This is a genomic window from Flavobacterium sp. UGB4466, assembly GCF_903469665.1.
GTDB classification, from domain to species: Bacteria; Bacteroidota; Bacteroidia; order Flavobacteriales; family Flavobacteriaceae; genus Flavobacterium; species Flavobacterium lipolyticum.
Window position 1 is genome coordinate 27,124 of sequence record NZ_CAGKLC010000027.1, and the last position, 26,379, is coordinate 53,502.

Genomic DNA, 26,379 nt, shown 5'->3' on the forward strand with positions numbered 1-26,379 from the left:
TTATTTTTTAAAATCATATTTTGCGACATCTGGTAACTCGTCGATTACTTCTTGTCGGGTTGGTTTGTTATTGGTTATTTCAACAAGCATTGAGCTTCCGCTGGTTTGGTGCTGATAGGTTTTCTTTCCTAGTTTAAGGGAAGAAGTACCGTAATTAAAGGCCGAACTTAATTTTTCATTTTTAATGTCCAGCATCGGGGCTTCATCACTATTTAATTGTGCAGACAGCTGCCAGTTGCCAAAATTCAGCTGAAGGATTCCATTTTTTAATACTACGGATTTTATGGTGTCTTTAGCTTTGCTATCGATTTGTATGAGGGTCAGAAAGCGCATTTTTTTACTGGATACAGAAGTTACTCCGGCATGCCACTGATTTTTATATTCGAAAACTTTTCCGTCTGCCCCAGTTACTTTGTTCCAGTTTACGGCTGTTTCGGCAAATTGATCATGCACCTGCATTTTAAGGTCATTATGAGCAAAAACACTGGTATTGACTAAGCCTACATCTGTTTTTACGGTAAAATTCTGCTGTTTATTGCTGACAGTTTTTTGTGATTCGATGGTATAATAGGGCACTTGAAATTGGGTAGTCCATTTTACCGGGTTTTCAGCTTCCAGTTCGTCGTAAATCACAACATAACCTTCTTCTAATTGCAGATAATGTCTGCGATAAAGTGTAATATTTCGTTCTCCATATCCATTTGCTTCATTGGGTACGACATTAATTTTTTCAAAACGATCCAGCCAAAATTCATTGGTGATAGGGCCGTAAGCTTTTGTGGCATCACCAAGCACATATTGAAGGTGTTTTCCTGTAATGAAGCGTGGTGTCCAACCATAGCCGTCTTCGCCAATTTTCTGTCCGAGACTGTCGGCCAGGATGGTCGAATAGGCTCTGGAACTGCGATAGTCTAAAAGGTTGTGACGATCGCTAAAATTACTGTAATAGCCAGTACCTCCAAATATGGTTTTGCCTTTGTAGTTAATCGTAAAAGCATTTTGTGAAGCATGGCCATGTCCGGAAGACCCCATAGGACAGCTAAAAAAATAACTGCTTAAATTTTTAGAGGAATCCGATAAATTTTCATGCATGGCAGTCATCCCAACATCTTGAAACCAACGCGATTTTGGCAGTTCGTTAAATGAAGATTCCCGCAGGTTTCGCTCCGATTTGTAATTTAATAAGCGGTAAAGCAATAAGTCATCTGTTCCTGTAAAATAGTTTGGATAATCTTTTTTAATTGTTGCTACATAAGTATTCAAAAAAGGATTGTTTATTCGATACGTAAGCGCATCGGCAAACCAGGCATCTATTTTAGCGATATTAGGCTCCTTTTCCCACATATCGCCCATAGCCATACAAGATGCTGCCGACGGATGTGTGTAAAGCAAAAAATAGGGAAGGTTTTGCATCCAGGGAAGTTGAAAATAATCGACACCACTCAAATCTCCTAATAATTGCGAAAGATAAAGAAAGGACCTGAAATTGACTTTAAAATAGCCGCTGCCTTCATGCCATCCGCCATCAGTATTACTTAAAATAGGGAATCGGGCCGACCAGACTTCATAAATATAAGTAAGCCATTTATTGGCTTCAGGCATTTCATCGACTGTAGCGACTGCGCCTATTGCCAGATTTCGCAACGTAATTTGCCAGATGTGATTGTCGTTGATATTGATTTCAAAGCGATTGGGAAGATGACGGTAAATACGCTCACCTCGTAATTTGATAACAGATTTTAAGAATGTTTTTTCATCCGGACTTAGAAATTCAAATCCGGTATCGTAAAACCATCCAATGGCTTCTAATAAAGCACCTCCTGTAAAATCATCGCGAGTAGCCAGACCGTCAGGATTCATGTTGGCGAGGTTTAGGGCTCTGCGTTTGGCATCCAAAATGAATCTTTTGTCTTTGGTCAACTGATAAGCAATGCAGAGATTGCGTACAGGATTACCCACCATATCTCCAAAACCATGGTACATGGCTTCAATGTTGATTTTTTTCTGAAGTTCAGATTTGCCGGTTGTATCAATGTAGCGTCTCGGTTTTTCTTCAGGAAGTGGTTCGAGCATTAATTTTTCGGCGTAGGCTATGAATTTTTTAGCTTCCGGATTGGGCAGGTTTTTCAGGTAAAATTCGTTACCTGTTTTGTTCATATTCCAAAGTCTCGGATGCGGACCACTAACACGCTGTAATACCGTACTGGCTGCTGGTGAAACCGGATTGTTTGCGGCTGTTGCATTAACAATAAAGTTATAGGAAGGCGACCAAACCCAATTTGGTGTGTTTTTCTGACGATAACCATATTTCCAGTACCACATTCCGGATTTCAAAGGCTGATGTAGTGGATACATGGCCCATTCCTGCTCTTCGCCAGTGATTAAATTTTGTTTAAAATCAGGATCAGAAGCGAGCATTACTTTATAAACCACATCGTGAATTTTTGGATCGATCGCAAAATCATCTCCAATATCTCCCGACAGTACAATTTTTTTTTCGCCATTTGTTCCCGGCCATAACAAAGCCGGTGCATTTGTATGGATCGTTGCCCCATTTGCAGGATAAGGCCATTCTCTTAATCTGCCATGCAGTTTTTCAGCTGTCAGCTGAATGACCGCCGGTCGTTGGCTATAGAGTTGAAGTGTTAGCACACACAGCAATACTATACATATTTTTTGTTGCGACATCATCTTGTTTGTTGAATTATAACCCGGATTGAAAAGGGTCTCCGTTCTTTTTGCACCATTCTTTTAAATAACGACGCAGGGCAATTAGTTCTTTTTTATAGGCCTTGTTTACTGCAAGATTGGTGATTTCTCCCGGATCTGTCGTCAAATTGAAAAGCTGTTCTTTTAAATCGCCTTTATTGTAAACGATATACTTAAAGTCTTTAGAAATTACAGCGCGTCCGCTAATGTTTAAAAGTTCTTCGTTATCGGCAAAATCGGTTTCGATAACCAGAGTATCCCGTAGGATTTCGGTTGGATTGGCTATATTTTTACTGATGTCAATTCCTTTCAAATAGGCTGGTTTGGGTACTCCGGTAAAGCCACAGATGGTTGGAATAATGTCGGTACCATTACAAACCAGAAGAGCATCGGTGCGCGGTTTCCATTCGCCTATTTTCGAAATGATAAAAGGTATTTTAGCAGATTCTTCGTAAAGTATTTGTTTCTGATTCCAGCTATGGCCTGCATAGCCGTCGCCATGATCGGCTGTAAAAACGATAATAGTGTTTTTTTCGATATTGTATTTTTTCAAAGAAGCGAGTACCATTTCGATGTAACCGTCTACTTTTTCAACTAAGCGATTGTAGGCCCAACGGTATTGACGCCATTGATCGGCAGTCCAATTTACAGTAGGGTAGGTTCTGAAACTTACTTTTTGCTGCTCTCGGACAATTTTAGGTTCATAGTCAGGGATTTTCCAGTTGGCGGGTAAGGGTGGACACTGAGCTGGCGGTGGTGCTTTTTCTAATACATCCATTTTTAAATCTTCGTCTCTGGCCCATTCGCAAATGTCATGCGGATTTAAAAAAGAAGCGACCAAAAGAAAAGGAGTGTTTTTGTTTTCTTTAATGAAGCGGGCACAGAAGGAAGGTGTCGCCGCATCGTTGTAATCCTGAAAATTGGTGTTTTCGATGTATTCAAAACCATGCTGGCTTTTTTTGGCAGTGGGAACCGGAAGGTGCCATTTGCCTACGTAACCGGTTTTGTATCCTCCGTTTTGGAAAATTTTCCCCATCATTAGTAAATCGTCCGGCCATTGACCGTCTTTTTCAGGAGCGTTGCCCACAAAGCCGGTTTCAAAAGGCATTTTTCCACTCATGATGGCCGTACGCGAAGGGGAACATAAAGGCTGAGCACAATAGGCTTTGGTAAAACGGACTCCGTTTTGAGCGAGTTTGTCCATTGCTGGGGTATGGAGGTCCTTGTTTCCTGCAATACTCATCGCATCGGCAGTTTGCTGATCGGTCATGATGATCAGGATATTTGGTCGTACGGCGGTTTGGGCATTGCCGGAAAAAGGAATAGCCAGTGCGCCCAATAAACAAACAAATTCTATGACTTTTTGAAATATCATATCGGCCTAATTTTTATAGATTACGTTTTGCCTTTTAAATTCTTAAATGCAAAAACGAAGTTAATCATCGGGCTTCAATTGGGGTTTTGAATTTGTTTAAAATGCTATTAATTTTATCTAAAAGCCTTGATGTTCCGGTAAAAGCACTGAAGAGCAAAGTCTTTTGTTCAGATTTTTCGGTGCTTATTTTTTTTTAGGTACATATGTTTCTATAAGGTATTCTTATTTGCTTGTAGAAAACTTAGCATCTGTGTGGTAAAATTTTTCTCTCGCAGATTGTGCAGATTCTATATGGTTTATAATTCTTTTAACCTGTGGTATTTATTTCAACGCATAGATACAGAGATTTTCTGGTTGAAGTTAAGTCGTTTCACTTTTAATAAAACACAGAGCGTTATAGGAGGGAAATGAGTTTCTTTTATAAATTCTTTACCATTTCACATTTTCCGTAAATAGATGTTTTTATCTGGTAAAACGAACCGCAGCGTTACAAGACGGATGGTTCTGTAACGCTGCGGTTTTAGTAAAAGATTGGTTTGGTAAGAAATCTTTTTATGTTGTGCTGTATTTCAAATCTTTAAATTTTTGAAAAGCATTGGCACAGGCTCCCAGTAATCCGGCTTTGTTGCCTAAATCTGCTGCTACGATGCTGGTATGCGCAAAGGCAACCGGAATAGCAAAGGTTTTAACTCTTTGGGTTAGTTCATCAATGTAAAACTGACCTGCTTCGCTGATACCGCCTCCAATAATTACTTTTTGCGGACTAAAGATGTTGACAAAATTAACAATTCCGGCAGCCAGGTAATCAAAATGATGCTCCATGGTTCTTATCGCATGATTTTCTCCGACAAGGTATTTATCGATGATGGTTTTGCCGTCAATATTTTCATCTGCAGCCGTATCTTGTGACTGATAGTATTTGATTAATGCCGTAACAGAGGCATAGGTTTCCAGACAGCCACGTCCGCCGCAATTACAGGCGATACCATTTTGTTGAATTACGGTATGGCCCAGTTCACCACCGCGATTTTTGAAACCGCTATACAAGCCTTTATTAATCATAATGGCACCGCCTATGCCTGTACCAATCGTTAGAAAAACGGCATCGGTACTGTCTTTGGCTGCTCCGTAAATTAATTCGGCAAGTCCCATTAAGTTGGCATCATTATCAATTACAACATGATGTCCGGTTAAATCCTTTAGAATTTTACCCAAGGGCAATTGGTCAAAACCGGGTAAGTTTACGCCACCGCCAATGATCACATCATTTTCAATCAGACCCGGAAAGCCAATTCCGATACCCACAATGGGTTCTTTTAGCTGATCGGTACATTGTGTGATGGCATCGATCATTAAGCGGATGATTTCTTTTTCGGTACGGGCTTCTTTTAAAGATACTATAAACGAAAATAAAATTTCTCCGAGTTCATTCACAACACCACATTTCAGTGAAGTACCACCAATGTCGATCCCAATTGCGTAGGATTTTGACAGTTGTGTATCATTTTTGGTAACCATATTGTTCTTTATTTTTAGTAGTTTTCTTTTCTGTTACAAACAATTAATGCAGAACAAAGTCCTGCATTAACGGTCATAAACTTATTCATTTCTAAATAATGTTGTATCATTTATTTTTAATAATTTGAGTTTTTCAAAATAAACCTCATTATTTAGTGGGTTGTACATGATTTTTTTCACTTAAGTCTTACGCGATTTATTAAAAGTAAAACGCTTTTTTTAGCGGTGTATACTATGGCTCTCTGTGTAAAAAATAATTACAACACCTTTTTTAGGGCTATTTGCCTAGTATTTTGGATTCTGACGTGTGATGTTTTTGTTCACGTCTGTTTCATTTTGTGGATAAGGGTACAATTCATGTTTTCCGGCCACAAAATTGGTAATCGCAGGGAAGAAATAAGTCGATCTGATTTGTTTGACTGCGGCACTTGTTTCGATCAGTTTATCAGATAAAATTCCCCATCGGATCAAATCGGCTCTTCGCATTCCTTCGCCCGAAAGTTCCCAGGCTCTTTCCTGTTGAACGGCTTTCAGGAAATTGTCTTTGTTCAGACCGGCAGGCAAACTCATTTCGGTTGTGGTTGGTTTGGTCAAGAGTCTTGCGGTTGCAGTTGCTCCGGTACCTTTTCCGTCTGTACTGGTAATGGTTACAGTTGGAACAGTGGTATAACCATCACCGGAACGCAGCATTCCAATAGTATTTACCCCTCCGGCCGAAAGGGTGATTACTGCCGCTGCTGCATCGGTACCTCCACCGCCTGTGATTTGTATTAAAACATTGGCTGCATTGGTATATCCGCTACCTTTTGTTTTTAAGTCAACCGCAATTCGGCTTCCCTGTATGTCGGCACCAAAGGCTCTTTTGCGAACCTGATTGATGGCGTCGTAAGCAATAGTATTAGGGCCCTCGTTTAGTTCGTTTTCTACCTCAGCACGCATTAGAAGCAAATCGGAATAACGCATGATTACCCAATTGATGTGGGTATAAACACGTTCCGCCGTTGCATTGGTCTGGTATTCTCTGCTCCATTTACCAACGGTCCATCTTTCGTCCTGATTGGTGGTTAAAAGCGGAAGTTTGTTCCCCAGATTGTTGATAGAATAGGTGGCAATCGAAAAATCTCTGCGCTGGTCGGCCGCATTAAAACTATTGTAAAATGGTTTTGGAACTAAACATCTCGAAATGTTGGATGGATAGAAACCAGCAGCTGTAGCCGGACCGTTGAAGTTTCCTACCCAGGAGGCATTTCCTATGTTTCCTGACGGATTATAGAAAGCAACCTGAAAAATATTCTCTGTAGGTTCTAATACATGCTGACACTGGTTTTTAAATACTTTAGCATAAGACGGGTTTAGTTTATACGGATTTTGGGCAATAACATCGTTAATCTGTTGCTGCGCCAGTTTGTAATAGTCTTTGTAGTTTGCAGGACGTTTCATCGTTCCGTCTGCACTTAAAGAGTTACCTCCGGCAAAAAGTGCGACCCTGGCCAACATGGCTTTGGCTCCCCATTTGTTGATACGTTCGTCTGTAGGCAGCTGCTCCGGAAGCACAAGTGATGCTTCGGTCATGTCTTTGATGATCTGGGTGTAAATTTCCTGACGGTCTACCAGACCTCCTTTTAGATTGTCTCCAGATTGTGAACTTTTTGTTTTAAAAGGTACATCTCCCCATAAACGTACAAGTTCTGAATAATAGAAACCACGAAGGAATTTTGCTTCACCCAAGTAGCGGTTTAGCTGTTCTTTTTGGGCAGCATTTCCATTTGAAAAGAGCTCCATTTGAGGAATACGTTCGATTACTACATTGGCTCTGTCTATTCCTTCATACAATTTACTCCAAACGGTGTAAAACATATTCGTTTGAGAAATTCCCTGATAGTGTGCTATGGTTCTCCAGTCATCGGCACCAATTCCGGTCATTTGTTCGATATCGGTATCAGCATCAAAAACTAAGGAAATGTTCCAACCATAGCTGTCCAGTGACGACATAGATTCGTAAACGCCAAGGGTAGCCATATTGGCTTCGTTTGCATTCGAGAAAAAGTTAGCAGTGGTAAAGTAAGAATAGGGGGTAACTTCCAGTTCTTTTTCGCAGGAATTAAGAGGTAATAAGAGGCAGGCAATACCGGCTGCTATAAGTATTTTGCGGGAAAATATATTGTTTTTCATCTTTGTAAACTTTAAATTATAGCGAAATATTTAGTCCTGTGATAAACGATTTACTTCTAGGGTAAGCACTAAAATCGACTCCGCGGGTTATGGCATTGTTGAGTACGTTTACCTCAGGATCGTAGCCCGAATATTTAGTGAATACGTACAGATTGTAAGCGGTAAAATAAATCCTCAAATTTGAGATTTTAGATTTTTTAAGCCATTCTTTTGGCAAGGTGTACCCGAGACTGATGTTGTTGATTCTTAAAAACGAGCCATCCTCAATAATATCGCTGTACAAACGTCCGGTAGCGTTTCCGTTAAAGGCAGGATTGGTTTTGCCTTCGTTAAGCGCAGCCAGTTCAGTAGGATCGGTTACACGTTGTCCTGCTGCGTTAATGGTTGTCCATCTGTCTGCATAAATCGCCAGTGTGTTTAAGTTGTCGAGATTCAGTCTTGAATTGTTTAATACGTTGGCATTATAAATATCGTTTCCTACCGTAAAATCAAGGAATACGCTCAAATCAATTCCTTTGTAGCTAAAGGTATTGTTAAGACCTCCTGTATATTTAGGATTGGCATCTCCAATGGCAGTTCGGTCTAAATCATTAATTACGCCATCCGGTGTACCATTAGGACCGCTGATGTCTTTAAATTTGATAAAACCGGGTTGTGCAACGATATTGTCGCTTACTACACCTGGTTTAAGGGTGTACGTGCTAGTTGTTGCATTGTAATTAAAATCGTTTACCTGATACAATCCGTCTCTTACATAACCGTACATGACGCCCACCGGTTTTCCAACCTGCAGAATGTAGTCGTTTCGATCGGTATAACTATTGGTGATCAATGAATTTTCGCCTTCACTCAAACTTAGTACTTTAGTTTTGTTAAAAGCAATGTTGAAAGTTGTACTCCAGTTAAAACTATTGGTTTTTACGTTTACCGTGTTCAGCGTAAATTCGATTCCGCGATTGGAGGTGGCTCCGATGTTTTGAAATTGTTTTTTGAAACCTGAACTTGCCGGCACACGGGTGTTGTACAGTAAATCCTTAGAACGGTTTTCGTATAACTCTGTGGTAAGCGCGATTCTTTGTTTGAAGAAACCAATGTCAAAACCAATGTTAGCCGATTTTGTAGCCTCCCATTTTAAAAAGGGATTTGGAAGATTGTTCTGAAATGCCGTGATATTCATTTGATTGTTCAAAGGATAAGACCCTGAATTAAAAATACCCAAAGCAGCATAATTGGCAATTCGATTATTTCCGGCTTCCCCATAACTCAAACGAAGTTTTAAGTCAGAAAAAGCAGGTAATTTATCCATAAAAGGTTCTTCGATAATTCTCCAGGCAGCTGAAACGGAAGGGAAGTATCCCCACTGATTTTCTGTGCCAAATTTAGAAGACCCGTCTGCTCTTAAAGTGGCAGCCAGTAAATATTTGTTTTTGTACGAGTAATTGGCTCTTCCAAAAAAAGATATTATTTTATCATCTTCTGCATAACTTGTCGGAATTCCGGCAATGGTGCCCAGTTGTAGTTTATCCCAGCCCAGATTAACATCAGGAAAAGCGGTAGCCGAAGCAGTAATTCCTTCTGTATAATTGTAGATGTACTCTTGTCCGAGAGAAGCATCAAATTTATGCTTTTTGTTAAAAGTCTTACTGTACGTCAGAACGTTGTTGTAATTTAATCGGGTACCAATATTGTGTGTCACTCCGCCATTGGCACCACCACTTCTGATGGCTTGTATACCTCTGGAATCGTTAAAATATTTGCTCTTCATGCTATTGTCGGTATAACTGATTAATCCACGATAGATTAAGCTTGGCGTGATGTTGTATTGCAGCTGCAAACTCATGTTGATGGCTCTGGTAATGGCCTCTCTTTTTTGACTGTCGATGGTAATCAACGGACTCTGGAATGTTGGAGAATCCTGATTGTCCAACGGATCTACGGTTAAGGTTTTAAGATCTTCATCAGATCCCGTTTTTCCAATGGTCGGCCTGTACTGTAACAAGTTTTGCAGCATGCTCAAACGTGCATTTCCACCATCATTTGTTGATAATCCGGTTACTTTTTGATTGGAGTAGTTTACGATTGCGGTAACCGTAACCTTTTTGCTGATCGAATTGGTTACGTTTAGTTTTGCGATATTTTTTACCGATCCGCTTCCCAGCATAATGCCCTGATCGTTATTCACCGAGTAGAAGGCATTGTATTTGGTATCATTTTCACCTCCGCTAATGCTTAGCTTGTGGTATTGACTTTCCACGGCATTTCCAAAAACCTCATCCTGCCAGTTGATGCCTTGTTGGTCTTTGTAAAGGCCTTCAAGCTGATCATAAGTTCCAAAAGCACTCACAAACTTCTGCATTCTGGCATCATCAGTCGCTGATTCATAAAGTAATTGGGTGTATTGGTAAGGATTCATCACCGGAAGGGTTTTGGCAATAGTCTTGATCCCGGCATAAGTGTCATAACTTAAAGTGAGTTTTCCTCCCTTTGCTTTTTTGGTGGTTACCAGTACAACTCCGTTAGCGCCTTGGGCACCATAAATAGAAGTTGAAGAAGCATCTTTTAGTACATCGATTGATTCAATATCCATCGGATCTAAAAAGCTTAATCCTCCGGTTTGAGCTACACCGTCGACAACATACAAGGGTTCATTGCTTTGTGTAATCGAAGTTCCGCCCCTAATTCTAAGGGACGGTTCAGATCCGGGTGTACCGTCAGACATGGTCACCTGCATACCGGCAATACGGCCTTGTAATGCCTGTGCCACATTTTGAACCGGAATTTTAGCGAGTTCCTGTCCCTTAACAGAAGAGATAGCTCCCGTAAGATCTTTTCTCGCTTTGGTTCCGTATCCTACTACAACTACCTCATCCAGATTATTGGCGTCATCGAGTAATTTAGTATTGATAAGCGTTCTGTTTTTAACAGGTTCTTCTTTAGTTTTAGTTCCGATGAACGAAAAAACTAAAATAGCATTTGATTTTACCTTAATTTGATAATCACCGTCCATAGCAGTAACAGTGGTGTTTTTGGTTCCTTTTTCAGAAACAGTTGCTCCCGGCATAGGCATATTCTGAGCATCGGTTACCACCCCTTTTACAGTAATAATATCCTGCCCGTACATCACTTTGCAGGTGGTAAGCAGCAAAAATAAAAATAGAGTCCTTTTCATAATTTTTTTTAAACCGGAATAAGGGCAACCTTACTTCCTAAATTGATGTTATATAAGTTGATATCTGGTCTTGCTGCATAATGAGAAATCACTCTTCTGAATCATTTATCTTCTTCTTCTTATTATTGCGTGACCGAAATTCCGAATTACTGTTGTAATAAGTTTGAGATCGACTGCCGTTTGACATTATTGTTTAACCAATCGCTTCATTATTTTTAATGGACGAAAATTATAACAATTTATTAACTGAGGAAATTCGCAGAGGAATTTTCCGCCTGACAATTAAAAATAGATTCTGTAGTTGCTGGTTCATTTTTTTGGAATTGGTCATGTTTTTTTTGATTTAATAAAAACAAATATATAAATCGACTATAGAGGACAGTTTTGAAAATGTCCAAATTGCTATTGATTTTGATTAATTGTACTTTTAAAACCCTTTGAAATCCTTGTAAAATCAAGGTTTTATAGTATTTTTGAGATTTTGTTTTCAGTAGGAAAGTGCTGTTTTTACTGCGCTGTTTTGAAATAATTTGTGTTGGGCAAAAGTTAAATTAAGTGGAATAACAGGTTAACGAAAACGATGTAATTTTTACAGAATATAGGAGGGAAGTAAAGCGATTTGTCATTTCCTTTTCAGATAAAACTGATAAAAGTGTTGTGGGTTTTTATTTTTTTAGGATAGAAGGAACAATATGTTTACAATAATACCGAAAAGAAACGTGCGGATTGTTTTTTTTATGGGTCATTCCTACGGAATTCAAATGTCGGGGACGAAATTTTTGTAGGGATGGATTTTAATCCATCCCTACAAAATTGACCGAGCCAAAGGCTCTTTTTAGTAGTTCCGAAGGAACGGCTCATATTGTAGCAACGGATTTTAATCCGTTGAATGAAAAAGGAAGACAACGTTGGAATTCCGTAGGAATGGTACATACCATCCGGTAATTAGTAGCTCCCAAAAAAAAAGCGTCTAAATTTTAGACGCCTTTACAATACATAATATTTTGAAAGGAATTAGAAAAGCTTAATCATTCAGATTTGTTTTTACCTCACTTTTTTTACTATCAATTTGTAAACTCATATCAATAATTCCCTTTTCGAAATCATTAGCCTTATTCATCTTAATGCTGATCTCTGGCGCTTTAGTTCCGTCATACGGATAAACTACCGTAATAAAAGTTTGTGTTGCAGCAGTGGTTTTCGGCTTTTCAAAAACAAAAGCCGGACGTGCGATTTCTTTGGCATACTGATAGGAAACTTTACCATCTTCTTCATTTAGGGTTACTCTATCGGTATTTAAAGATTGTATCAAAAGATTGTTGCCATCTTCGTAAGTGGTTGTAACACTATTGTTTGTTTTGTTGAAAACAGGTTTACTGTCTTCTTTTAATTGAAAGTGAACTCCTAAGTTTCCGGTAGCTTTTCCAATTGTTTTATCCAAAATTAAAAAGTACTTCTGATCTATAAAAAGAATGGTACGCTGGTGGTTTAAATCAGTATAACTTGGATTGGTATAGGTCAATTGATCTAAGTTTTTAGAGGTACTCCATTTGTTTTCTTTGGCTTTGGTAATGATCATGTTCTGATTGTCAAGTGTCAACGTGCTGTGTACTTTGGTTTGACGGTACCAATTTCTCATTTTGGTTACCTCAGCATCACCACTGTAAATGTAGCAGCCTGTATCTGGTGTAAAATTGCGTCCTTTTACCCAAAGTTCAAACGTACCGTTGTCGGGCTGTGCATGGAATTCGGCCGGAGGCCCCGCTTTAACAATCATGACGGTTGATTTGTCGTTCCATCCGTTTCTAAAAGTATAGAAACCTCCGTCTGATAAGCCATGGGATCCATAATTGGGTAATTGTCCTTCAGCACCAGCTGTACCCAAATATTTCAGGAGTCCGTTTTCAGGAAACATTTTTGACCAGTTTAGAAATTGTTTTATTCTGCCACTTTTATCAAAAGTCCAGGAGTCGCCAAACATTGGTGTACTGTAATCGGGGAAAGAAATATTGGCTGTCGCCACCATCATTTTTTCGATTGTTTTGGAGTAGGTTTCCGGAAATTCTTTAGCTACACCCGCCATTTTAGCCGAGTTGTAGGCTTTTAAAAAGATTTCGATACAGGCAACGTGATAAATCGGTGAAAGCTCCCATTGTACGCCATCAGGGAGTACTTGTAGTTTTATTTCGCGATTGAGTATTTCGATGCCGCTTTTACGCCATTCTTCTGCTGCTTTGAGTTCCGGGAAAAAGGCTCCTGCACTCAGGATGCGCTGTGCTTCAAACAATAGATGATTGCCTTCTTTGCTGTAATTCTTAGGAATATAAGCCGTCTGTTTGGAGAAGCTGTTTAAGAATTCCAGTAAAAAAGCGGGTGTAAAATTCGATGAAACTACAAACAGGTTGAAGGTTCCCGGAAGACTTTGTATACGCTCTGATACTTCTAACGGGCGCCAGGCAAATTGGTCATTTTCTTTCGAACGTCCTAAAACGTTTTTTTTCTCCCAATCGCGAAACTGAGAAACCCATTCTTTGGCATATTTTTCATCGCCGCTGCTTCTGTAGGCCATTCCCATAGGCTGCCACCAGGTTACACGATGCAGCTGCCAGCGTACTTCATTGTCTTTTACCGGCCAGTAATCCCAGTTAATATCGGTTCCGTAATCAAAATAGCCATAGCCTTTGTGAGGCTGAAACTGATGCAATAAAGCATTATCGGCTTTTAACTGATTGGCTTTTCCGATATCTTTTCCTCTAAATCGGGTTTCATCGCCCACATTAAAATCAGGGCTTTTGATCTTTCTTCGCTCGCGGTAATAATTGAGCAACGCTCTGGCGGCTTCGTCATATTTACCGGAAGTAAAAAGCTGATTTACATTCTCCAAACCCGGATAGTGAAGGTTGACAACATCAAAACTTTCTCTTGTCAGTTGTTTTTCCTGTGCATGAGTAAAATAAGCGGTGGTAAATAGCAGGAGTAAGGTTATTGTTTTTTTAAGATTTTTCATTAGTATTTAATTATTGTTTTTTAAATTCCAAATTCAGTTAATCGTTTATTGTTTTATTAATTTGACGGTTTTCTTTTGTTTGCCCTGACGTATTTCGGCAAAATATATTCCGGGAGTCCAGTCACTGCCGAGAACGATAGTTTGTCCATAGTTTGATTTTAGGGTGTTGACACGTTTTCCTAAAGTATCGAACACATTTACAAAAATAGTCTGTCCGGCTTCACCTGTAACATTGATCTTAAAATCGGATAGGGAAGGGTTGGGAGCAACCATAACTGCTAAATCTTTAGAAGCTTGCTCCGTCGGATCATGGATACCCAATGTGGATGATTTTACGAGTTCGGTTTGAATGGTAAGTCCGTTAATCGTAGCAAAAGTAACTTCTGTATTAGCACCATTGATAGTGGTGGTTATATTTGAAGCTGGTGCGACCAATTCCCACTGACCGGCAAGAGTTAGCTTTACAGGGTCTGTTTGTGCTACTCTGTTTAAAATGGAGTTTTGACTACTGATCTGGCTCCAGGTGTAGGTTTCATTCGAAGTCAAAAGTCCTAAGTTTGGATTGGTCAGGCTAACTTTCAATTTGTTCCCGTTGTCCGTCTTTTGAGTCATCACAGCGGCCGGTTTGTTTACACTTACTACTACATCATAAGTAAATATAGTATTTGGAGTAAAAATGACATACCCAAATATGGCATCCGGGAGGTATTGCACAATGTGTGCCTGACTGTTTTGATGGTAAATTTTAAAGTAAGAAGTAAAATTAGCCGCCAGTTGTTGTGTAACGGTCTGTCCGCCCTGCAATACGACCGCATATTGAAATTTGGCTGAAACAGGGGCAGTACCATGATTGATATAGGCACTGGTAAAATTACCCGAAGTATTTGCGGTATTGCTGTTGTTGCGGGAGTTTTGCTCCAATCGGTTAATGGTTATCGCATCGGTATTACTTGAATTTCCGGGAACCACGTAGCCATTGCCTAAAGCATCTGTCGCCCAGAAGGCTCCTGTTTGGGTAAGTGTATAAGTATTGCCTGTAGTGGCCGTACCGTTAACATAAGTTGCTGTTGCTGTATTGGCTAGTGCTGTTTGAAACAGAGTAGTATGAATAGGGTAGGTTCCGTTGGTATCCCTGATATTAGAACCCAGACAAAGAATCATATTTTTGAAGAAAAAATTAGACTTCAAAGCCGTCATTCCGGTAGCCGAATTATAATCTTTATAGTCCATACCAAAAATGCCGTTATGGTCTAAAGAACCAACCGCCAGAAATGATTTTCCGTTCATCTCCCTCATAGTACCCGTTTCAAGGATGTTTAACGGAAGGTAGGCCACAGTTGTTCCGGGAAGATGCGACCAATCCCAGCCATTTTCGGAATAACCGTTTGAAGCTCGGGTCACGGGAACTCCGGTGGTCAGCAATTCCATAGCGCCTGCAGAGGTATATCTGCCAAAAACATTTTCTGTGGCCGAATCCTCGAAATGCCAAATGTGTTTACTCGTTCCTTTGATGCTTGCCTGAAAGCCATTGTATTTGTGAACGCTCAATCCGGCAAAAGGAAAATTAAATTGTCCTTGGGTTATTTCGGGAAGTGGACTAATTCCTGCATTTAAAGTTTGCAGCAGGTCCATTAAACTGCCAGGCGTATGAACCAGTGTGATCGATAGGGCATTTTGTCTCAGTAAATTAGTATTAGCGGTTGCAGAAAGGTTCCAAAGGCGAACAAATTCTCTTCCTGCTTCCAGATTGGCTACAGGATCGGCTACAAATAAAAATGCCAGTGCAGGTCGTAAGTCGTTAAGCGCATCAGTGTTGGTGAAGAATCTTCCGGCAAGTCCTAAAGGCATTTCAAAACCTTTACTGAATTTGCTGTAGTTTAAAATGGCATTTTTTAAGTTGCTTTGTGCTTCGGCATTTAATTCATAGGAGGTGTTTTTCAGCATCATGTTCATAATCGAAGATTGTTGCAACGCTTCTACTCCGTAGGAATTTGAATAAGCACCTCTGTGATGATAGGTAATAAAATCAGGCTTAATACAATCGTTCCAGCCGTTGCTTATTTTGAGAGCATTGTCAATAAATCGTTTCAGGAAATCCATATCGGTCACTTTTGTAGTTGAAGCATCGTCCTGAGCCAGTACATAACAAAATCGCTGCTGAATGGAAGAACGGATAATATCGGAATTAAAACCGGGATTGGTGAAATTGAAATTCGGGTAATCCGGAGAAATAAAAACCGTTAAGCTTTTCAGTGCTCCGAGATGATGTGTAAATTCTCCGGAAGCAACCAGTTCGTCTTTCATCAAAAAAACGGAAGTTGCATACCCTGAGGAGCGCAAACATATCCCGTGACCGCTGGTAATCACTTCTTCCGTGGCAGGAATGGAGAGATAAGCAAAATTAGTAGTACTGCTGATGCCTTTAGCTTTCATATAGTTGAAAAGTGCCAAAATAGAATCTCGCAGTGCAGTGCTGTGGTAGTCGGGATTAGGACTGGCAGCCGACCCTTTCAGCTGGTACAAAAAGACTAAGCGGATGAGTTTTTGTTCGACCAAAACCTGATACGCAGTCTGATCGGCACTGACGGTAAAATTCCATGCCGGACCAGGATTGGAAAAATCGTATGCCGAGAGGTTTTTGGCAGCTATACCATTGCTTAGAAAACGGCTGTATCTTTCGTTGACCTGTGGTTTAGAATAATCGAGATTCTCCCCTGTGAGCCAGTTTCGATATTTGACGGCAATCTCATTTACAACACTCAGCTGAGCGTACGAAAAGTTAAAAACTAAGGCTATTAGCCCGACAGATAAAAATAATTTTTTGTGCATAAGAGTGGTTATTAATAGATTAGTGGTTAGTAATTTATTGTATTCTTAGCAACTAACCCGCAAAACTTCCAACGGTTAGAATCGGAGGTTTTGCGGGCTTGTAATGAAGTTATTTGATTAGGAATTACGCTGAGAAAATACTATCGCGAGTAATTTTCGGCAAACTGTTAATTGTTCGGTCGAGTATTTTTTGTAATTCCTAAAGTAAAGAACTTCCTGTTTTATTTTTTTCGCAGACAGCGTATTGCACGAACTGTTTACTTTTAGATTTCTATTTTTTTAAGAGATGCGTATCTTTTTAAAGCTTCTAGATAATAATAATCGGCATAGTCAAGTGGTGTATCAATTTCTGAATTGTATAAAAAGGCACCCACGCTGTGTTTCAGTAAAAAATAATTGTTTTCACCCGGTTTCGCGAGATAAGCATCAGACGATAAAGATTTTAAAATGGCTTCGGCATAGCTGATGTATTTTTTTCCATCCTTAACCTGAGTACTTAAATCAAGCAATGCTGAGGCAATTACGGCTGCTGCCGAAGCATCTCTGGGAGCAAGTTCAGCAGTATCCAGAGCGTTGTGAACATCAAAATCCCAAACCGGTATTTTGTCTTTTGGCATACGCGGATGATTCATTAGGAAGGCAGCAATACTTTCGGCCTGTTGTAAAAATTTAGGGTTTTTGGTATTAGCATAACACATCGTATATCCGTACAATCCCCAGGCCTGACCTCGTGCCCAGGCCGAATCGTCAGTAACCCCCTGATGCGTTCCTTTTCGTAATACTTTGCCTGTTTTCGGATCGTAATCAACCAAATGGTAGGAACTGAAATCTTTTCTAAAATGGTTTTTTATCGTGGTCAGCGCGTGCGTATTGGCGGCGGTGGCATATTCCGGTTTGCTAAAGGCGCTGGCACTCCAATACAAATATTCAAGGTTCATCATATTATCGATAATCACCGGATAATGCAACCATTCAAAATCCCAGGAGCGAATAGCTCCTACTGTTGGACTAAATCGGGCGTAAAGATTTGCTGCCCCGTCAGCCAGTGCCGGAAGATAAGTTTTGTCTCCTGTAATTCTGTAAGCATTTCCATAAGAACAGTACAGCATAAAACCTACATCATGTGTGTTTTTTATATTTCGTATAGAATCTAAAGCAAGTGTGAATTTTTTAGCTTCTTCCGCCAGAACTTTATCCCCGGTGAGTTCGTAGCCATACCACAGACTTCCCGGAAAAAAACCGGTGGTCCAGTCTGTCAAACCTGCCAGTCTTACCGTTCCGTCAGGATTTACGGAACGCGGATTTTTCCCAGGTTTGTAAGTCTGTGCCGCTTTGTTTAGCTGGAAGCGAATGGTTTCGGTTGTTTTTTTAAACCAAACCAAAGAAGGATCTTCTTGTTTGAGATTGGCAAAGGAGTTTATGGTAATAGCAGAGAGTGCTAGTAATAGACATAATTTTTTTTTCATTGTTTACTCTTTTAGATTTATAATCTGTTTGTTCTAATGCTTTGATACAGCGAAGTTAGATTTGAGATTCAAAATCGTCTTTCAGTTTTTATCATAAAACTTTCAAATTTGTGTAAAGAGTCTGTTTTTTCCAGAATTAATGAAGGTTTTGACCTGCTCGGTTTATGCGGCGGCGTAAAAATGTGATTTTGAATTTTATGAAAGTCAAAAAATAGGTTTATAGGTGTTGAAGCATTAGCCACAGATTAATGGATTAAAATGATTAGCAAAAATCTGCTAACCATAGTAATAGAGAACAGGCGGAGCAATTTGCGTGAAAAATTGATTTAACACATAGAAACATAGTTTTTCTATAGCTTAAAAAGAATGTCTAAAAGAAATACATTTCTTTCACATAGAGCTATGTCTTTTATTTAAAGTGAAACGTCTTATTTTAAGTTACATGATCTATGTTTCTATGTGTTAGAACAATTATCACAAAAAAGAAGGAGCAACAAATAATTTAGCACAACAGGTTACCTATCGATTAATTACATAATTTTGAAAATAATAAACCAACACTATCGATTCCTTTGAGCAAAAATGCCATACCCACTTTGTCTGTTTTAAATATACTTGGCGAGCCAACGTTTGGTATCACCCTGTTTCGGCATAGTGTAAAAGGGCGTAACGAATTCGAGCAGCCTCATAAACACGATTTTTACCTTGTTTTTTTCGTAGAGAACGGTTCCGGATTTCATAGTGTAGATTTTAAACAAACGAAAGTAGAAGATTATCAAATTCATTTTGTAGGGGCCGGACAGGTACACAATTGGTCGCTTGATGTCAATACGAATGGTTTTCAGCTGATGATTTCTCCTGCGATCATGACCGTTTTTTCTAATTTGTCGCAGCTGCCTTTTTTCGGACAGAGTTCGCCTTTCTGTCTTTCTCTAAACAAAAGCGGTTTTCAGAAAATTAAAAGCCAGCTGGAAGAAATCGAAACAGATTTAATTAAAGATGATTTGTTGACCAAAGAAATAGTACTGCTGAGATTGCATCTGCTGTTTAAATTATTGCAAAAAGATTACGTGCTTCAATTTCCGGATCATGATGTTGCGGCCAAATCAGAAAAAATTATAAAAAAGTTCAAAACACTGATTGAAGATCATTTTACAACCCAATTCTCGGTGAATTTTTACGCCGGAGAGTTGAATGTGACTTCTAATTATCTGAATATTCTCTCCCAAAAATTCCTGAACAAATCGGCTGGCGATGTTATAAAAGAAAGAACCATTCTGGAAGCCAAACGATTGTTGATCAGTACTGATTTGTCGGTAAAAGAGATTGCTTATCAGTTAGGATTTAGCGATAATGGCTATTTTGCCAAAGTGTTTAAAAAGTATATCGGAAAAACTCCGACCGATTTTAAGGAAAATTATAATCTGTACCATTCTTATCATTAATCTTCCTGCTCCGGTTTTAAAAAAATAAGTGAATTTTGCAGTTCACCATTATTTCCTGAGCATTAGTTTTTCAGGAATATTTCACACTATTAACCAATGAGCGACAACAAAATAAACCGAAAGCAATTTTTAAGAATGGGAGCCGCAGCAACAGGGGCTGCCTTGTTTTCCGGAATAAGCAATACTGCAATAGCACATTCTCCGGAAGAGCCCGAAAAGAGTATAGCCTCTGCTAAAGAATATATTTTAACCAATGTAAGACTGGAAGACGGTTTTGAGTACAATGAAAAAAAAGAAGTAATTGCCACCAAAACCAATTTGTACAATGTGCATATAGCGGATGGGAAGATTAAAAATATTACAATCGACAAACCTGATGGGAAACTAAAAAAAGTAGATGCCAAAGGTCTTTTGATGCTTCCGGGATTGCGTGACATGCACATCCATATTGATAAAACCTTTTACGGCGGGAAATGGAATGCTGCTCCCAGAAAAGGATTTACGGTAAAAGACATGATTACGCTGGAACAGAAAATTATTCCGGATTTGCTTGTGGATTCTCAGTACAAAGCAGAGCAGGCTATTCAGTTGATGAAAAGTCAGGGCAGCTATTTTGCCCGTTGCCAATGTAATATTGATCCTGTGAGCGGATTAAAAAGTCTGGAGCATTTGTTGAAGGCTTTAGAGAATAATAAAGACAGTTTTGGATGGGAGATTGTGGCTTTTCCGCAGCACGGAATTTTATATTCGCAATCAGAACCTTTACTGAGAGAAGCCGCAAAAATGGGGGTAGATTTTATAGGGGGACTTGATCCTACAACGGTTGATGGAAATATGGAGAAATCACTTGACAGCATGTTTCAAATCGCGATAGACCATAATAAAGGCATTGACATTCATTTGCACGAATCGCCTCCTTCAGGAAAATCGGCTATAGAATACATCATTAAAAGAACTGAAGAGAACAAACAATTACAAGGAAAAACCTATATCAGCCATGGTTTTGCATTGGCCCGAATGGATCCGAAAGATTTAGAAGGAATTGCCGAAAAAATGGGAGCACTTGGAATAGGAGTTATTTCGACAGTGCCGATAGGAAAAACCATCATGCCCATTCCGACTTTAAAGAAGTACGGTGTGAAACTAATGACGGGTACTGACAGTATTGTAGACCACTGGATGCCTTTTGGAACTTGTGATATGCTGGAAAAAGCAAAATTATGCGCACAGCTTTATGGCTGGACAGACGAGTACAGTTTGAGTCGTGCTTTGCACATTGCCACCACAAACGAGGTGCTGCCGCTTAACGATGCAGGTGTACGCGTATGGCCTGCAACAGGAGATGACGCGCATTTTATTTTGGTAAAAGCAAGCTGTTCAGCCGAAGCAGTTGCCCGTTTGCCAAAAAGAGAAGGTGTGTTTTTTAAAGGTAAAATGATAGCGGGACAGATCGCCGGATTGTAAAAAAAATTGAAAGCGTATTTCTTACTGTCAATAGGCTGACCAGAACAGATACAGTTGTCTGTGAAAGAATAATGGTTTGGATTTTATGTTTAATCTGAATTACAAGCATAAAAAAACAATCAGTACACGTACTGATTGTTTTTTTGTTTGTAATCGATTTTGAACTTATGACAGGTGATACCTCATCATAAGGATATAGCGTAATTTTTTTATATACTATTTACCATTTGATGTACATACTGCCCCAGGAAAATCCTGCTCCAAAAGCCGTAATAACAAGATTATCTCCTTTTTTGAAATCGTTTTTGAAATCCCAAAGACATAACGGGATGGTTGCCGCTGTAGTGTTACCGTATCTTTGAATGTTTATTTTAAACTTCTCAATACCAATACCAATTTCTTCACTTACTGCCTGAATGATTCTTAAGTTAGCCTGATGAGGGATTACCCAGTCTACCATATCCGGAGTCAATGAAGCTTTTTCCATTAGTTCTTTCGAAGTACCGCTCATGTTTCTCACAGCGTGTTTAAAAACGGTTCTTCCTTCCTGATGTACAAAGTGCTGTTTGTTTTGAATGGTTTCTTCTGTTGTGGACAAAAGAGAACCTCCTGCACGTACAGAAAGGAATTCAGCACCTGTTCCGTCTGTTCTGAAAATGTTTTGATGAATACCGCGTCCGTCTGTAGTAGGTTGTAAAAGTACAGCACCTGCACCATCACCAAATAAAATACAGCTGTTTCGGTCTTCATAGTTCACGATCGAACTCATTTTATCGGCACCAACTACGACAACATTTTTGTATCTGCCGCTTTCAATAAAGCTTGCGCCTACCGAAAGTGCATATAAAAAACCACTGCAGGCAGCGTTAAGGTCAAATCCCCAGGCGCTTTTCAGTCCTGCTTTTTCGCATACCAAACTGGCAGCGGGAGTAAGAATATGATCGGGTGTTGATGTGGCGAGTATAAGGCAATCAATATCCAGAGGATTTATATCATAATTTTTTATTAAATCTTTAATGGCGAAAGAAGCCATATCTGAGGTTGCCAGTGCCGGGTCATCCAATATTCTTCTTTCTTTTATGCCTGTTCGAGAGGTAATCCACTCATCTGTTGTATCTATTCTTTTTTCTAAATCAGTATTGCTTAAAACCGTTTCCGGTACATATCCTCCAATAGCAATAATGGAAGCCTTTGTTGTATTCATTGAATTTTTTGTTTCTCTTTTAGTGTTCTTTTAATTTTGACTTTCGGCCCAAAACCTTTCTCCAGCCCATTTTACAAGAGTTTTTCGAAGAATATGTAGTACGAGGGGCATCTTCATTTACAGGGGCGCAATTTAACAAATATAAAGACGCAAAAATCTCGGGATTTGTTAATTTACTTTTAATATTTCTGTTTCACTTCATTATTAATAAAATCAAATCCTGTTTTGAATGATTTTGTTTCAGTTCTTCAATGTTTATAAAAAAGCAATCCAACTGAACTTTTTATTAGTCGCAATAATGCTTTTTTGTTACAGTTCAGTTTAAAAAAGTAAAGAATATTTAAGATAGCATTCTTTTAATAAATGAATAAGATTTGGTCTCATTCATTGTCAAAAGTGTAATATGAACTAATTAACTCTTGTTTTTATAAAGATAATTCTATCTTTACGGCCAGATTAAGGTCTGTTTTTTCTTTAGAGAAAACAGTTAAAAGGGAATCAGGTGTAAATCCTGAACAGACCCGCTACTGTAAGTTCTGTAAAAGTCTTTAACGTTACTTATGCCATTGTCCCGCTTTGCGGGATGAGAAGGCTGTTTAAAGATGGAACAAGTCAGGAGACCTGCCGGAATCACATAGTTTAAGACTTTCGTGGAATAAAGTTGAACAACAATAAACGGACCTGTTATTTTGTAACGGGATCCTGCCTTATTGCTTTTTTGACGATCACATCCCGAAGTTTATTTAATTAAATCAGTGATGTGTAAGACCAGAAAATTACTTTTATTTCTTTTCGTATTGTTAGCTCCCGTCGTACTTCGCTCACAGACTACTAAGGACAGTCTGAGGGTTTTGAAAGAAGTACTGTTAAAAGCAAAACCTTATCAGGAAGTGATTCCCGTACAAAGCCTTTCCGGAGTACTGCTTGAAAACTTAGCCAGCCACAATGTTGCCGATGCACTTCGTTACTTTGCCGGAGTACAAATCAAGGATTACGGTGGTTTAGGCGGACTTAAAACGGTGGATGTACGTAATATGGGAACGCATCACGTGGGTGTTTTTTACGACGGAATTCAGTTGGGAAACGCACAAAATGGAGTTACGGATTTAGGAAAATACTCTCTCGATGATATGGAATCTCTCACCATGTATAATGGTCAGAAGAGCGAAATATTTCAGTCGGCCAAAGACTTTGCAGCAGCTTCTACTATTTATTTGCGCACCAAACGGCCTGTTTTTGAGAATAACAAAAAGACCAATTTCTTACTTCGGTATAAAACCATGTCCATCAATTACAATGATCTTTCTTTCAGATTGGAGCATAAATTAAGTGATAAAGTAAGCTGGAGTGCCAGTTCTGAATACATAAAATCTAACGGAGAATACAAATTCAGATACAAAAGAAACAATCTCGACGGTACTGTGGCCTACGATACCTCAGCCACGAGACACAATAGTGATATTGAAGCATTCCGTTTCGAGTCTGGTCTGTACGGGAAAATGAAGAACGGTACCTGGGATGCCAAAGTGTATTATTACGGTTCCGAAAGAGGAGCACCTGGAGCTATTGTAGAAAATAAATTTTCGGATGGTTTTAGACAGTACGACAAGAATTTTTTTGCGCAGGGGACCTTTATAAAAGACCTTAGCGAAAGATATAAATTTCAGGCTAAGGCAAAGTATGCCTATGATTATACTCATTATGTAGCCAGAGACACCACCAATGTACTGGGTGAAGTGGTTACCGAAGGCGCTCAATCTGATGATAGTTATTACCAGCAGGAATATTATTTTTCAGCAGTCAATCTGTACAAGATTTTACCCACCTGGGACGTTTCGTTGTCAACTGATTTTCAGTACAACCGCCTTAATGCAACCAGAAAAGGTATAAAGACCCTGTTCTCTTATCCGGAGCGCTACACCGCTTTGTTTGCGCTGGCAAGTTCCTACAGACTGGATGGTTTTAAAGTTCTGGGTAGCGTTGTGGGAACGCACGTGCAGGAAGAAGTGCGTTATAATGCCAAAGCTCCAGATAAAACAGAATTCACTCCCGCCCTATTTTTGGGTTACACTCCTTTTAAAGCGTACGATTTTAATGTAAGAGCTTTTGCGAAACGTATGTTCCGAATGCCCACTTTTAATGACTTGTATTATACGATGGTTGGTTCCAGTACCTTAAGACCCGAATACATGAATCAATATGACCTTGGATTTACCTACAACATACCAATGGAGAAAGGTTTCCTGGATCAGTTTTCTCTTCAGGTCGATGGATATTATACCAATACAAAAGATAAAATAATTGCCGCTCCAACTGGAAATTTATTTCGTTGGATGATGACCAATATCGGGCAGGTGAAGGGAAAAGGAATAGAGTCGGCTGTGGATATGAAAATGCATTTCGGCAAAGTAAATCTGACTACTCATTTAACCTATACGTATTCAGAGAGCAGAGATTACACCAAGTTTGCCGGTTTGGAATTGTCCTCTTACGGAGATCAGATTCCTTATACTCCCTGGCACAGCGGATCAGGAATATTAAATGCAGATTATAAGTCATGGAATTTTAACTACAGCTTTATATACGTTGGAAAACGATACAATGGAAATGTAAACAATATTAAAATTAATGAAGTGCAGCCTTGGTACACCCATGATTTGGCGGTTCAAAAAATGTTCTCCTTTCATCAGTATAAAATAAAAGGAACGATCGAATTGAACAATGCCCTTAATCAGCAGTACGAGGTAATTTATAATTATCCGATGCCGGGCCGTACTTTAAAATTTATAATCAGTATGGCACTATGAAAAAGAGAAGTACCCGATTCCTGCTTAGTTTATTTGTTGCTCTTCTTTTGGTTTCCTGTAGAGAAGAAGAAACTATTTTTCCCTCTTCAGATAAAAGTGTTGCCGCACCCAGAAGCGATGGCAACATAGAAGGATTTTATCTTTTGAACGAAGGTAATATGGGAATGAACCGCGCCAGTATTGACGTGTTCAATTATAGAACAGGGAATTATACCACCGATATTTACTCCGAACGCAATCCAACAGTAGTAAAAGAACTGGGCGATGTGGGTAATGATATAAAAATTTACGGGAGTAAAGTGTATGCGGTAATCAACTGCTCCAATAAAGTTGAGGTAATCGACAAATGGTCCGCAAAACGAATCAAAAAAATAGACATTCCGAATTGCCGATATGTCGCTTTCTACAAAAATAAAGCTTACGTAAGTTCGTATTCAGGCCCTGTTGCTATTGATCCGAATGCCGAAATTGGATTTGTAGCTGAGATTGATACGACATCCTTAGAAATCAAACGCAAAGTGACCGTTGGTTATCAGCCGGAACAGATGGTGGTGCATAACGGAAAATTGTATGTGGCTAATTCAGGAGGTTACAAAGTACCTAATTATGACCGTACCGTATCCGTTATCGATCTTGAAACCTTTACCGAAATAAAAAAAATTGATGTGGGGATTAATCTTCATAGCATGCAGGTAGACAGCAGAGGTGATATTTATGTGAGTTCCAGAGGCGATTATTACAACACACCGTCTAATCTTTTTGTGATTGATACGAAGACGGATGAAAAGAAAATGAAGCTTGATATTCCCGTTTCGGCAACCTGTCTGGTCGATGATTTACTCTACTATTACAGTGTTTCATGGAGCTATCTGACCAACAGTAATAAGGTTACGTACGGAATATTAGATACAAAGACCAAAAAAGTGATTAACGATAAAATCATTACAGACGGCACTGATAAGCATATCATGATTCCTTACGGTTTACAGGTAAATCCCGAAACGAAAGAAATATACATTACCGATGCCCAAAATTATGTAGTGACAGGCTACATCTACTGTTTTACTCCCGAAGGAAAATTAAAATGGAAAACTACAGCCGGTAATATTCCGGCACATATTGCTTTTATAACTAAAAAGTGAAGAGTGAAGAGTGAAGAGTGAAGAGTGAAGAGTGAAGAGTGAAGAGTGAAGAGTGAAGAGTGAAGAGTGAAG

Annotated in this window: 14 protein-coding genes and 1 riboswitch; of the genes, 5 read left to right on the forward strand and 9 right to left on the reverse strand. The window is 39.3% G+C overall.

What is annotated here, in order from left to right:
- The 5 genes from JO950_RS09450 to JO950_RS09470 all read right to left on the reverse strand — a co-directional run bounded on the left by JO950_RS09450 (position 1) and on the right by JO950_RS09470 (position 10,943).
- A complete protein-coding gene (locus JO950_RS09450; RefSeq protein ID WP_237732325.1) occupies positions 1–2,691 on the reverse strand; it encodes a DUF4962 domain-containing protein in 2,691 nt (896 codons plus the stop codon).
- A gap of 13 nt (positions 2,692–2,704) precedes the next feature.
- A complete protein-coding gene (locus JO950_RS09455; RefSeq protein ID WP_202702412.1) occupies positions 2,705–4,084 on the reverse strand; it encodes a sulfatase in 1,380 nt (459 codons plus the stop codon).
- 552 nt (positions 4,085–4,636) lie between these two features.
- A complete protein-coding gene (locus tag JO950_RS09460) occupies positions 4,637–5,602 on the reverse strand; it encodes an ROK family protein (protein ID WP_202702413.1) in 966 nt (321 codons plus the stop codon).
- Positions 5,603–5,887: 285 nt separating this feature from the next.
- A complete protein-coding gene (locus tag JO950_RS09465; protein ID WP_202702414.1) occupies positions 5,888–7,774 on the reverse strand; it encodes a RagB/SusD family nutrient uptake outer membrane protein in 1,887 nt (628 codons plus the stop codon).
- 16 nt (positions 7,775–7,790) lie between these two features.
- The gene (locus JO950_RS09470; protein WP_237732326.1) at positions 7,791–10,943 is read right to left on the reverse strand and encodes a TonB-dependent receptor; all 3,153 of its coding nucleotides are present in this window, start codon (positions 10,941–10,943) and stop codon (positions 7,791–7,793) included.
- 813 nt (positions 10,944–11,756) lie between these two features.
- Between JO950_RS09470 and JO950_RS22435 the strand changes: the two genes are divergently transcribed.
- Positions 11,757–11,888, forward strand: coding sequence for a hypothetical protein (locus tag JO950_RS22435; protein WP_255567824.1), 132 nt, complete (start codon positions 11,757–11,759; stop codon positions 11,886–11,888).
- Positions 11,889–11,967: 79 nt separating this feature from the next.
- On the opposite strand, the gene hepC is transcribed toward JO950_RS22435, so the two are convergent.
- The 3 genes from hepC to JO950_RS09485 form a co-directional block, all read right to left on the reverse strand.
- Positions 11,968–13,950 carry a heparin-sulfate lyase HepC gene (gene hepC / locus JO950_RS09475; protein WP_202702415.1) on the reverse strand — a complete coding sequence of 661 codons (1,983 nt, stop codon included), beginning with the start codon at positions 13,948–13,950 and terminating at the stop codon, positions 11,968–11,970.
- Positions 13,951–13,995: 45 nt separating this feature from the next.
- Positions 13,996–16,779: a polysaccharide lyase family 8 super-sandwich domain-containing protein gene (locus tag JO950_RS09480; protein WP_202702416.1), complete on the reverse strand. Its 2,784-nt coding sequence runs from the start codon at positions 16,777–16,779 to the stop codon at positions 13,996–13,998.
- Between the two features lie 263 nt (positions 16,780–17,042).
- Positions 17,043–18,245 (reverse strand): glycoside hydrolase family 88 protein, encoded by a 1,203-nt coding sequence (locus JO950_RS09485; RefSeq protein ID WP_202702417.1) that lies wholly within the window; start codon positions 18,243–18,245, stop codon positions 17,043–17,045.
- Between the two features lie 572 nt (positions 18,246–18,817).
- On the opposite strand from JO950_RS09485, the gene JO950_RS09490 reads away from it, so the two are divergent.
- Both JO950_RS09490 and JO950_RS09495 read left to right on the forward strand, forming a co-directional pair.
- Positions 18,818–19,690, forward strand: a complete 873-nt coding sequence (locus JO950_RS09490; protein WP_202702418.1) for an AraC family transcriptional regulator — start codon at positions 18,818–18,820, stop codon at positions 19,688–19,690.
- Between the two features lie 96 nt (positions 19,691–19,786).
- Positions 19,787–21,154: an amidohydrolase gene (locus tag JO950_RS09495; protein ID WP_202702419.1), complete on the forward strand. Its 1,368-nt coding sequence runs from the start codon at positions 19,787–19,789 to the stop codon at positions 21,152–21,154.
- A 220-nt stretch (positions 21,155–21,374) separates the two neighbouring features.
- Here the strand turns inward: JO950_RS09495 and JO950_RS09500 are convergent, their stop codons facing one another.
- A complete protein-coding gene (locus JO950_RS09500; RefSeq protein WP_202702420.1) occupies positions 21,375–22,358 on the reverse strand; it encodes a beta-ketoacyl-ACP synthase III in 984 nt (327 codons plus the stop codon).
- Positions 22,359–22,800: 442 nt separating this feature from the next.
- Positions 22,801–23,002, forward strand: a riboswitch (cobalamin riboswitch).
- A gap of 114 nt (positions 23,003–23,116) precedes the next feature.
- Between JO950_RS09500 and JO950_RS09505 the strand changes: the two genes are divergently transcribed.
- Both JO950_RS09505 and JO950_RS09510 read left to right on the forward strand, forming a co-directional pair.
- Positions 23,117–25,165 (forward strand): TonB-dependent receptor, encoded by a 2,049-nt coding sequence (locus JO950_RS09505; RefSeq protein WP_202702421.1) that lies wholly within the window; start codon positions 23,117–23,119, stop codon positions 25,163–25,165.
- Positions 25,162–26,307: a YncE family protein gene (locus JO950_RS09510; protein ID WP_202702422.1), complete on the forward strand. Its 1,146-nt coding sequence runs from the start codon at positions 25,162–25,164 to the stop codon at positions 26,305–26,307. Before JO950_RS09505 ends, JO950_RS09510 begins: the two co-directional genes overlap by 4 nt.
- Positions 26,308–26,379 lie beyond the last annotated feature (72 nt).

What these genes read in the sequence shown, in the direction of transcription:
- JO950_RS09450 (WP_237732325.1), bottom strand. Translation starts at nt 2,691, where the DNA reads ATGATGTCGCAACAAAAAATATGTATAGTATTGCTGTGTGTGCTAACA.
- JO950_RS09455 (WP_202702412.1), bottom strand. Translation starts at nt 4,084, where the DNA reads ATGATATTTCAAAAAGTCATAGAATTTGTTTGTTTATTGGGCGCACTG.
- JO950_RS09460 (WP_202702413.1), bottom strand. Translation starts at nt 5,602, where the DNA reads ATGGTTACCAAAAATGATACACAACTGTCAAAATCCTACGCAATTGGG.
- JO950_RS09465 (WP_202702414.1), bottom strand. Translation starts at nt 7,774, where the DNA reads ATGAAAAACAATATATTTTCCCGCAAAATACTTATAGCAGCCGGTATT.
- JO950_RS09470 (WP_237732326.1), bottom strand. Translation starts at nt 10,943, where the DNA reads ATGAAAAGGACTCTATTTTTATTTTTGCTGCTTACCACCTGCAAAGTG.
- hepC (WP_202702415.1), bottom strand. Translation starts at nt 13,950, where the DNA reads ATGAAAAATCTTAAAAAAACAATAACCTTACTCCTGCTATTTACCACC.
- JO950_RS09480 (WP_202702416.1), bottom strand. Translation starts at nt 16,779, where the DNA reads ATGCACAAAAAATTATTTTTATCTGTCGGGCTAATAGCCTTAGTTTTT.
- JO950_RS09485 (WP_202702417.1), bottom strand. Translation starts at nt 18,245, where the DNA reads ATGAAAAAAAAATTATGTCTATTACTAGCACTCTCTGCTATTACCATA.
- JO950_RS09495 (WP_202702419.1), top strand. Translation starts at nt 19,787, where the DNA reads ATGAGCGACAACAAAATAAACCGAAAGCAATTTTTAAGAATGGGAGCC.
- JO950_RS09500 (WP_202702420.1), bottom strand. Translation starts at nt 22,358, where the DNA reads ATGAATACAACAAAGGCTTCCATTATTGCTATTGGAGGATATGTACCG.
- JO950_RS09505 (WP_202702421.1), top strand. Translation starts at nt 23,117, where the DNA reads ATGTGTAAGACCAGAAAATTACTTTTATTTCTTTTCGTATTGTTAGCT.
- JO950_RS09510 (WP_202702422.1), top strand. Translation starts at nt 25,162, where the DNA reads ATGAAAAAGAGAAGTACCCGATTCCTGCTTAGTTTATTTGTTGCTCTT.